Source organism: Nocardia carnea (genome assembly GCF_029869215.1).
GTDB lineage: Bacteria > Actinomycetota > Actinomycetes > Mycobacteriales > Mycobacteriaceae > Nocardia > Nocardia carnea_B.
The window spans coordinates 1-8,771 of record NZ_JARWPM010000402.1 but is presented as its reverse complement, the minus strand read 5'-3'; the positions used below and the strand labels follow the sequence as shown (position 1 = coordinate 8,771).

Below are 8,771 nucleotides of genomic sequence, written 5' to 3'. Positions count from 1 at the left end.
GTGCACAGCAGGCCGATCGCGAACAGCACCCGGCGCGTGAGCGAAATCCACGGGCTGTTCTGCACCTCCGGAATACGCAATACCCCGACCAGCGCGAAATCCGGCCGGTCGGTGGCCCGCGGGGGGCCCCCCCCCCCCCCGGGCATCTCCCCGGAGGGGTCAGCGCACGTCCCGGCCCCGCATGCCCACCAGCCCGACGGCGAGCAGCACACCCGCGAGGGCCGTGACCAGCAGGCTGGGGGTCGCGGTGTACTCCATACCCGGGAGCTTCGGCGCGTGGCTGAACGGTTCCAGGTTCCGCAACCACTGCGGGGCACCGGAAATCGAGCCGAGCAGGAAGACCGCGATCGCGGCGGTCAGCAGCCCCCACGCCACCGGTGTCCAGCGCGGCACCAGCCCGAACAGGGCGACCGTAATCCCCGCGAAGAGCCAGATCGCGGGCAACTGCACCAAGGCGGCGGCCAGCATGTCGGGTAGGGTGCCGCCGATATCGCCGGCCGCGATCCCGTAGGCGAGCCCACTCAGCAGGCCGGCGGTCAGCATGATCACCACCGGACCGCCGAGGGCGAACACCAGATGCGAGGTCACCCAGCGAGTTCTGCCCACCGCACCGGCCAGCACCGATTCGGCGTGGTGGCCGTTCTCCTCGCCGAACATCCGCAACGCCGCCGAGACCGCGTACGCCGCGCCCGCGATACCCAGCATGGTGAACGCGTAGCCGACGAACGAATCCTCGAGTGATTCGGTACCGCCCATCCGGGTGATGAGGTCCCGCAGGGTTTCGTTGCTGCCGAAGCTGTCACCGATTCCGTTGACGACGCTCCCGATCACGAGTCCGTACAGTCCGACCCCGACCGCCCACGCCAGCAGCGCTCCGCGCTGTAGCCGCACGGCCAGCCCGAAGGGTCCGGTGAGACCGGGCCCGGCGGCCGCCGGCCCGAGCCGTTCGGCGAGCAGGCCCGCCCCGACATCGCGCCGCCGCAACAGGGCGAAGGACACCGCGACCAGCACCGCGACCGATACCAGATGCAGCAGCAGCACCCACCAGTGGTCGCCCGCATAGGGCCGGATCTGCAGCGACCAGCCCTGCGGCGACAACCAGGTCAATGGGTTGACCGGTCCGTCGCCGGCCTGGGCGTCACCCACGGCGCGCAGGGTGAAGGTCACCGCGAGCGTCGCAAAGGCCAGTCCGCGGGCGAGCCGGGCACCCGTGCAGACCTGCGCGGCCACCGCGGCCACCGCCGCGAACACCATGCCCGAACCGGCGAGCGCGAGCCCGAAGGCCAGCGATCCACTCGCCGGAACGCCGGTGGCGGTGAGACTGCCCGCGCCGATCAGGCCGGTCAGCAGCGCGCCGCCGAGTGCCAGCAGCAATGCGGCAGCCAGGCTCGCATACCGGCCCACCGAGGTGGAGGCCAGAACTTCGGTACGCCCGGATTCCTCTTCGGCCCGGGTGTGCCGGATCACCGTGAGGATGGTGGCCACCGCGACCAGGGTGTGGAACATCCCGGCTTTCCAGATGCCCACGGCACCGATGGAGGTGTTGTAGACCGGGCCGTACATCGCGAGCTGCGCCGGACTGGCCAGGATCGTGGCGGCGAACGAGGCACGGTCGGCCTCGGTGGGATATATCGATTCGATACTGGCCACATAGACCGAACCCAGCGGCAGGGAGAGCAGCAGGACCCACAGTGGTGCCACGATCCGGTCGCGCCGCAGATACAGCCGCAGCAGCCGGAGCGTGCCCGTGAAATCGGTCCCCGCCGAGAGGGTGCCGAACGAACTGTGCCGGACTCCGGCGACCGCCGTCGTCATTTCCGGACCTCCTGCAACTCGCCGGCCTCCCGGCCGTTCACCGAGTAGTGCCGCATGAACAGTTCTTCCAGGGTCGGCGGCCGGCTGGTCAGGCTGCGCACCCCGGTATCACCGAGGATCCGGATCAGTTCGGCGAGGTGCTCGCCGTCCACCTGGCAGCGCAAGGTGTTCTTGTCGAGGCTCACATCCGCCACCCCGGGCAGCGCCGCGATATCGCCCGGATCACCGGTGAGCTCGGCGGTGATGGAGGTGCGGCTCAGATGCCGCATGGAGTCCAGCGTGCCGCTTTCCACCGTGCGCCCGGACCGGATGATGGTGACCCGCCGGCACAGCGCCTCCACCTCGGACAGGATATGGCTGGACAGCAGCACGGTGGCGCCGCGTTCGGCCGCCTCGGCGACGCATTCCCGGAACACCTGCTCCATCAGCGGGTCCAGGCCCGAAGTGGGCTCGTCGAGCAGCAGCAACCGGGCATGCGAGGAGAACGCGGAAATGAGCGCGACCTTCTGCCGGTTGCCCTTGGAGTACGTGCGGGCCTTCTTACGCGGGTCGAGCTCGAACCGCTCGATCAACTCGGCCCGGCGCGCGGTATCGAGGCCGCCGCGCATCGTCGCGAGCAGGTCGATGGTCTCGCCGCCGCTCAGCGACGGCCACAATGTCACATCGCCTGGTACGTAGGCGATTTCCCGATGTAACGCGACCGCGTCGGCCCAGGGATCGCGGTCCAGCATCCGGACATCACCGGAGGTGCGGGCCAGTAGCCCGAGCAGGATCCGGATGGTGGTGGATTTCCCGGCGCCGTTGGGCCCGAGGAAACCGTGCACCTCGCCTTCGGCGACCTGCAGGTCGAGGCCGTCGAGTGCGCGGACCTGACCGAAGTGTTTGTGCAGATCCCGGATCTCAATTGCCGAAATCATCGAATCTCCTTGTGAGACAGTGAAATACAAGTTCAGAAGGTGTCAATCCGGGTGGCGGGACGCCGCCACCCGGCCTGCGCTGTGTCAGTGCTCGGGCAGGCAGATCCGCCCGAGTGCGGCGGTGCCGCGCGCGGCGAAAGCATCCGCCGCATACGGCACCACGCCGAATCCCCGGCGCACAGCGGGCCCGATTCGACCGCCGGCGTACGACCCCGGACCGAGCGGCCACCCATATCCTGATCACCCGGCGGAGCCGGGCCGGGATCACGAGCAGGGCGTCGCGTCCGGATCCCCCGCGGGCGATTCGGGTCCGGACGGATCCCGGCCGGATTCCGGAGTCGCGCCGGGCCGGCGCCGCGCCGCGAGCAATGCGTCGACCATCGACTTATCGGTGAGCAAGCCGTCGGTATAGAGATCGAGGGCGGGCAGGAACATCTGGTCGGCGTAATCGCGCAGCGCCTGCCGATAGTCGACGACCCCGTCCGGCGGCGTATGCGTCTGGATGAACAACAGCATGCCGCCGCCGTTGTTCATGGCCACATAGCGGGCCATCGCCTTCATATCGCGCGGTTTACGGAGCGCCCCGGAGGCAACACCGGCCTCCAGGTACTGCTCGACGTCGGCGACCATACGTTCGAACAGCGCCGCGGCAAAGTCACCGCCGGCCTGGAAGCTGCGCATCATATAGGCGATGATCGGGGCGAACTCCTCGATTTCCGCCAGTTGCTGCAGCATGTTCCCGGTGGACGGCCGGTCCATGAAGCTCATCTTCGAATCCCAGATCACCCCCCGGACGTAGTCGTCGCAGTCGCGGCGCAACCCGTCTTTGGACCCGAAATGGTGGTTGACCAGACCGGGAGACACGCCTGCGGCTTTCGCGATGGCGCGCACTCCGACACCGAACCCCTGCTCGCCGAACAGCACGATGGCGGCGTCACGGATTCGAGCCCGGGTGCTCAGATCATCGCTTGAACGCATGTTCAATACGTTAAACACTCGTTCAGCTCGAGCGCAAGACTTGATGCCGTAGAGATTCCGTCAAGAAATGCCCACAGCCCTCAGGCGGGGTCCCACCGAAGCTGCAGCCCTCCCCGATTGCCCCGTCGAACTGCGGAAACGACAAGGACAGGCGCGCACTCGGCCGACCTCGGCGCCATCCGGCCCACCGAATGTGTCAACAGCCCGAAACGCGGCCGCGGCCGACTCCGTGTGTCACACCACGGCCGATGGACCGGACGCCCCTCGGCGCCGGCTCGGCTACCTACCCCTTCGACGCGCAGAGCAACCCGTCACCCAGCGGGATGAGCACACTGGTCAGGCCTGGATCTTCGGCCACGAACCGGGTGGCCGAGCGGACCGCCTGGGTGGCCGCATCGCGGTGCGCGGGATCCGGGACCCGCCCGCCGAGCAGCGCATTGTGCAACAGCACCGCGCCACCCGGGCGTAGCAAGCGGACCGCCTCCGCGAGACATAGCGGATGTTCGATGGGCGTACCGTCCACGAAGACCAGGTCGTAGGCGCCGTCGGCCAGCCGGGGCAGCACGTCGAGGGCGCGGCCGTTGATCAGGCGGGTACGGGCGAGCGGGATATCCGCGGCGCGGAAGGATTCCTTGGCGGCCCGCTGATGTTCGGGCTCGGAGTCGATGGTGGTCAGCGTGCCGTCCTCGCGCATACCGTCGAGCAGCCACAACCCGCTCACCCCGGCACCGGTCCCGACCTCGACCACCGCCCGGGCGTCCAGCAGTTGCGCGTACATACTGAGCAGGGCCCCCACCGACGGCGGTACCGGGGACGCACCGAGTTCGGTGGCCCGCTCGCGGGCGCTGATGAGTACCTCGTCCTCTACGACGGATTCCTCCACGTAGGCGAGATTTCGCTCCAGGTTCGATGCCACGCACTCGAGGCTATGCCAAACGCGGCGAAGCTGGTCGCAACATTCTCAGGTGTCCCTCAGTATCCCCACACCCCGCCCACACGGGAACAGTGAAGAGTAGGCCTCACGCGAGAGCGCGTCGGGCCCGAAGCCGGTAGCGCAGCGTCACCACGTAGGGCCGGTGCTCACGCGTACAGCAAGACCAGCCGACCGAAAGCGTCGGCCGGGAACAACGGAGCACGACCGGACCGTTGTAACCGGTAAAGGTGGCCCGAGAGGCGGGTCACCTCTTCGAGCTTACGCCTCGGTCCCGATCAGGAGGTCGTCACCATCCACATGGTCGATGCGGTACGCGAGTCCGCCACCTTGCCCGAGCTGCCCCGGGCCCGCCGTCCGGCAGCACCCGCCGGGTACACGCTGCCCGAGCCGGAAGAATTCGGCCCGGGACCGTTTGGGGGGCCGGGTCGCGAGGTAGCCGCAGACCGAGACCTGGTGACCGATTCCCCCGCCGCACCGGACGCCCTGATGGAGGTGCCCGTTATGTCCACTGCCGACGACCGAGCCGAGAACTACGACGCCGCAGCAGCGGGGGCCGGGGAACTCGACAACGATCTACCCCTTACCGGGACCGCCGCCTTCGACGCCACGGGCGACCGGACGGTCATGCCCACCTGGGACGAACTGGTCCGCGAGCACGCCGATCGCGTCTACCGGCTGGCCTACCGCCTCTCCGGCGACGCCCAGGATGCCGAGGACCTCACCCAGGAGACCTTCATCCGGGTGTTCCGTTCGCTGTCCAGTTATCAGCCCGGCACCTTCGAGGGCTGGCTGCACCGCATCACCACCAACCTCTTCCTGGACATGGTTCGCCGCCGTAGCCGGATCCGGATGGAAGCACTACCCGAGGATTACGACCGCGTGCCCGCCGAGGGCCCCGGCCCGGAGCAGGTCTTCCACGATGCCCGGCTCGATCCCGATCTGCAGTCCGCGCTCGATTCGCTGGCACCGGAGTTCCGCGCGGCGGTGGTGCTCTGCGATATCGAAGGTCTCTCCTACGAGGAGATCGGTGCGACGCTCGGGGTGAAATTGGGAACCGTCCGCAGCCGTATCCATCGCGGCCGGCAGGCACTGCGCGAGTATCTTGCGCATAATGGAGTGCAGGAGCGATTCGCCGCCGAGGCGAGCCTCGGCTGAACAAGCGAGGCGAGCTCCGGGTGATCCGGCAGCCATGACGCCGGGCCCCGGCGGTCAGCAATGTCGGTTGGGAAGGATGGACAGCGAATGAGTGGCGACTCCAGTACGCCCGGTCGTCGTCCCCCGCAGTTCCACTCCACCGAGCATCTGGCGAGCGAGGCCATCGCCGCCTATGTCGATGGCGAACTGCGGATGAATCCGTATCTACGCGCGGCTCAGCATCTTTCGGTCTGCCCGGAATGCGCCGCCGAGGTGGAAGCACAGCAGCAGGCCCGGATCGCACTGCGCCGGGCCACCCAGGTATCGGTACCGACCGGCCTGCACGACAGCCTGTCCCGTATTCCGCTCGCCGAACCGGCAGCCGGCCCCAATTCCGCCGGAAATGCGCGTAACGAGGCCGTATTCGGTTTTTCCGGCCAGTCTTTCTCCGCGACCTTCGACAGCTTCCGGTGGTCGGTGTGGTGGCGCAAGTAGAGTTTGCCGCGTGAGTTCCGAATCGACGCACAATTCCCCGGCCGATACTCCTGATTCGGCGGACGAAAACGGCACGACGGCCGATAACGGCACGCTGCGCCCACCCGGGGCACCGGTGCTGGCACCGCGCCCGGTCTACCGTCCGCATGTGGACTCACATACCGCGCATGCCTTCCGCCGCCCGCCGGGGCAATCCGGATCGTTCGCCTCGCGGGCCGCTCGCGCCGAGAGCGAATCGACACCCGTCGCGCCCAAGGGCCCGCCGGCCGCGGTACTCGCCGAGGCGTTCGGCCGTCCGCCCGGTTCCACCGAGATACTCCAGCGCGACCCGGACGCCGCCGCAGCCGAACCCCCGGTAACCGTCCCGTCCGACCCGTGGCGCGACCCGGATGCAGCGGCCCGGCTCGGCGCTCCCGCGCTGCCCACACCATCCGTCCAGGATCAGCCCCGCGCCGAGAAGCTTTCCGCCCGGCAGGTGCTGTTCGGTTCCCGGGTGGCGCCCCGCGCGCTGGTGGTGCTGGCCGCGCTCGCGCTGGCGATCGGCCTGGTGGGCGGTCTGGTGGGCCGGCTGACGGCCGAAACCGCCTCCACGCTGACTTCCCGGAAGGTGAGCCTGGAGCAGACCGACAGCGATCAGCCGCACGGGCCGATCGCCCAGGTCGCGGACGCGGTGCTGCCGTCGGTGGTGTCCATTCGCACCACGATCGGCGAGAACGGTTCCGTCGGCTCGGGCGTGGTGATCGACGGCAACGGCTATATCGTCACCAACAACCACGTCATCTCGATGGCGGCGCAGGACACCTCGGGCCGGGCCCGGATCCAGGTCACATTCTCCGACGGCACCCGTACACCGGCCAATATCGTCGGCCGCGACCCGAAGAGCGATCTCGCCGTCCTCAAGGTGGATGTGAAAAATCTCACTGTGGCGCAGCTGGGTAAATCGGACGACGTACAAGTCGGTGACGCGGTGCTGGCCATCGGCTCGCCGCTGGGCCTGAGCAAAACGGTGACCTCCGGGATCGTCAGCGCTCTGCACCGGCCGGTGAACCTGGAGGGCGAGGGCAGCGATACCAAGGCCGTGATCGACGCGGTCCAGACCGACGCCTCGATCAACCCGGGTAACTCCGGTGGCGCACTGGTGGATGCGGACGGCCGCGTGATCGGCATCAACACCGCGATCCGCAGTGAAAGCGGTGGCTCGGTCGGCCTCGGGTTCGCCATCCCCGTCGACCAGATGACCGAAGTGGCACAGACCCTCATCCGCGACGGGAAGATCAACCATCCCGTACTCGGGGTCAGCGCACGGGAGAAAACGGTCGCCAACGAGGTCATGAGCGGCGCGGAGGTCGCGGATGTCCAGGCCGACGGCCCGGCCGCGAAGGCCGGCATCGTCGAGGGCGATGTGATCGTCAAGGTGGGCGACCGGGAGGTCACCAACCGCGACGAGCTGGTGGTCGCGGTGCAGATGCACGATATCGGCCAGACGGTGAACGTCCAGCTCATCCGGGAAGGCCGGCAGGTGGACGTTCCGGTGACGCTCGCCTCCGACTGATCCACCGCCCGCGACGCCGGGTAATCTGGTGAGGTGTTCAGCAGTATCGGGTGGGGCGAGATGCTCGTCCTTCTCGTCGCCGCCCTCGTCATTCTCGGCCCGGAACGTCTACCCGGCGCCGCGCGGTGGACTGCGCGCACATTGCGCCAGGTGCGCGACTACGCCACCGGCGCGACATCGCAATTACGGTCCGAACTCGGACCCGAATTCGAGGATCTGCGAAAACCGCTCGCCGACCTTCAGGAATTACGTGGGATGTCTCCGCGTTCGGTGGTGACCAAACATCTTCTGAACGGCGACGATTCCCTTTTCAAGGATCTCGACGGCGCCCTGCCGGACAGTAAGAATATTCTCGGCGCCAGTAGCGGCATGCCAGAATACCCGCGGACCCCACAGAATAAACCCTTGGAGCACAACGAACGTCCGCCGATCGACAACGACGCCACCTAAAACGTCAACCAGTCTAGACGCCGTTCAGGGGCCTGCTGTCTACACTTCGCACATGTCGGCCGATGACGTGGCGCGGATATTCGCGATCGAAGACAAAGTCGAGCGACTCAAGGCCGCAACGGAGGGTGTCGCAGCGGCTCAGCAGACCATCAACGAGCTCACTCGAATTCGGCGTGCGGTAATCCGTGAGTTACACGCCGAAGGGTGGACATTCGCCAGAATAGGCGCGGCCGCGGGACTTTCCCGCGCCCGGATCCACCAGGTGAGCACCCAGGGCCCGGCGCCCGAGGGGTTGTTCTTCGGGCACGGCCCGCTCACTCTGCTGGTCCCCGATACCCGGGCGGGCCGGTTGATGGGCGCCCCGGATCCGGGCGCGGGCCCCCGGCGGGCCGCCGCCGCGCACGGGAAGGGGGTGGGGGGGGGGGACGCCACCCGAACCCCCCCCCCCCCCCCCCCCCCGCCGCGCCCCGCGCGCCGCCGCGCGCGCGCGCCCGCC

Annotated in this window: 8 protein-coding genes and 1 pseudogene; 5 read left to right on the top strand and 4 right to left on the bottom strand. The window is 68.3% G+C overall.

The window, feature by feature from the left end:
• Positions 1-159: 159 nt before the first annotated feature.
• The 4 genes from QH276_RS29315 to QH276_RS29300 form a co-directional block, all read right to left on the bottom strand.
• Positions 160-1,815 carry an ABC transporter permease gene (locus QH276_RS29315; RefSeq protein WP_280402819.1) on the bottom strand — a complete coding sequence of 552 codons (1,656 nt, stop codon included), beginning with the start codon at positions 1,813-1,815 and terminating at the stop codon, positions 160-162.
• Entirely contained in the window at positions 1,812-2,732 is a 921-nt protein-coding gene (locus tag QH276_RS29310; protein ID WP_280402818.1) for an ABC transporter ATP-binding protein, read from the bottom strand. Before QH276_RS29310 ends, QH276_RS29315 begins: the two co-directional genes overlap by 4 nt.
• A gap of 264 nt (positions 2,733-2,996) precedes the next feature.
• Positions 2,997-3,710, bottom strand: a complete 714-nt coding sequence (locus QH276_RS29305) for a TetR/AcrR family transcriptional regulator (protein WP_280402817.1) — start codon at positions 3,708-3,710, stop codon at positions 2,997-2,999.
• 283 nt (positions 3,711-3,993) lie between these two features.
• Positions 3,994-4,626: an O-methyltransferase gene (locus QH276_RS29300; RefSeq protein WP_280402816.1), complete on the bottom strand. Its 633-nt coding sequence runs from the start codon at positions 4,624-4,626 to the stop codon at positions 3,994-3,996.
• 504 nt (positions 4,627-5,130) lie between these two features.
• On the opposite strand from QH276_RS29300, the gene sigE reads away from it, so the two are divergent.
• From sigE to QH276_RS29275, 5 genes and pseudogenes are all read left to right on the top strand, one after another.
• Positions 5,131-5,799: an RNA polymerase sigma factor SigE gene (sigE, locus tag QH276_RS29295; protein WP_432278759.1), complete on the top strand. Its 669-nt coding sequence runs from the start codon at positions 5,131-5,133 to the stop codon at positions 5,797-5,799.
• A gap of 87 nt (positions 5,800-5,886) precedes the next feature.
• Positions 5,887-6,273, top strand: a complete 387-nt coding sequence (locus QH276_RS29290) for a zf-HC2 domain-containing protein (protein WP_280402815.1) — start codon at positions 5,887-5,889, stop codon at positions 6,271-6,273.
• A gap of 10 nt (positions 6,274-6,283) precedes the next feature.
• A complete protein-coding gene (locus QH276_RS29285; protein WP_280402814.1) occupies positions 6,284-7,825 on the top strand; it encodes a trypsin-like peptidase domain-containing protein in 1,542 nt (513 codons plus the stop codon).
• A gap of 33 nt (positions 7,826-7,858) precedes the next feature.
• Positions 7,859-8,275, top strand: a complete 417-nt coding sequence (gene tatB, locus QH276_RS29280; protein WP_280402813.1) for a Sec-independent protein translocase protein TatB — start codon at positions 7,859-7,861, stop codon at positions 8,273-8,275.
• A gap of 52 nt (positions 8,276-8,327) precedes the next feature.
• Positions 8,328-8,771 (top strand): annotated as a pseudogene (locus tag QH276_RS29275) (hypothetical protein); the annotation flags it as partial.

Excerpts from the sequence above, each read along its gene's own strand:
- QH276_RS29315 (WP_280402819.1), bottom strand. The coding sequence starts at position 1,815 with ATGACGACGGCGGTCGCCGGAGTCCGGCACAGTTCGTTCGGCACCCTC.
- QH276_RS29310 (WP_280402818.1), bottom strand. The coding sequence starts at position 2,732 with ATGATTTCGGCAATTGAGATCCGGGATCTGCACAAACACTTCGGTCAG.
- QH276_RS29305 (WP_280402817.1), bottom strand. The coding sequence starts at position 3,710 with ATGCGTTCAAGCGATGATCTGAGCACCCGGGCTCGAATCCGTGACGCC.
- sigE (WP_432278759.1), top strand. The coding sequence starts at position 5,131 with ATGGAGGTGCCCGTTATGTCCACTGCCGACGACCGAGCCGAGAACTAC.
- QH276_RS29290 (WP_280402815.1), top strand. The coding sequence starts at position 5,887 with ATGAGTGGCGACTCCAGTACGCCCGGTCGTCGTCCCCCGCAGTTCCAC.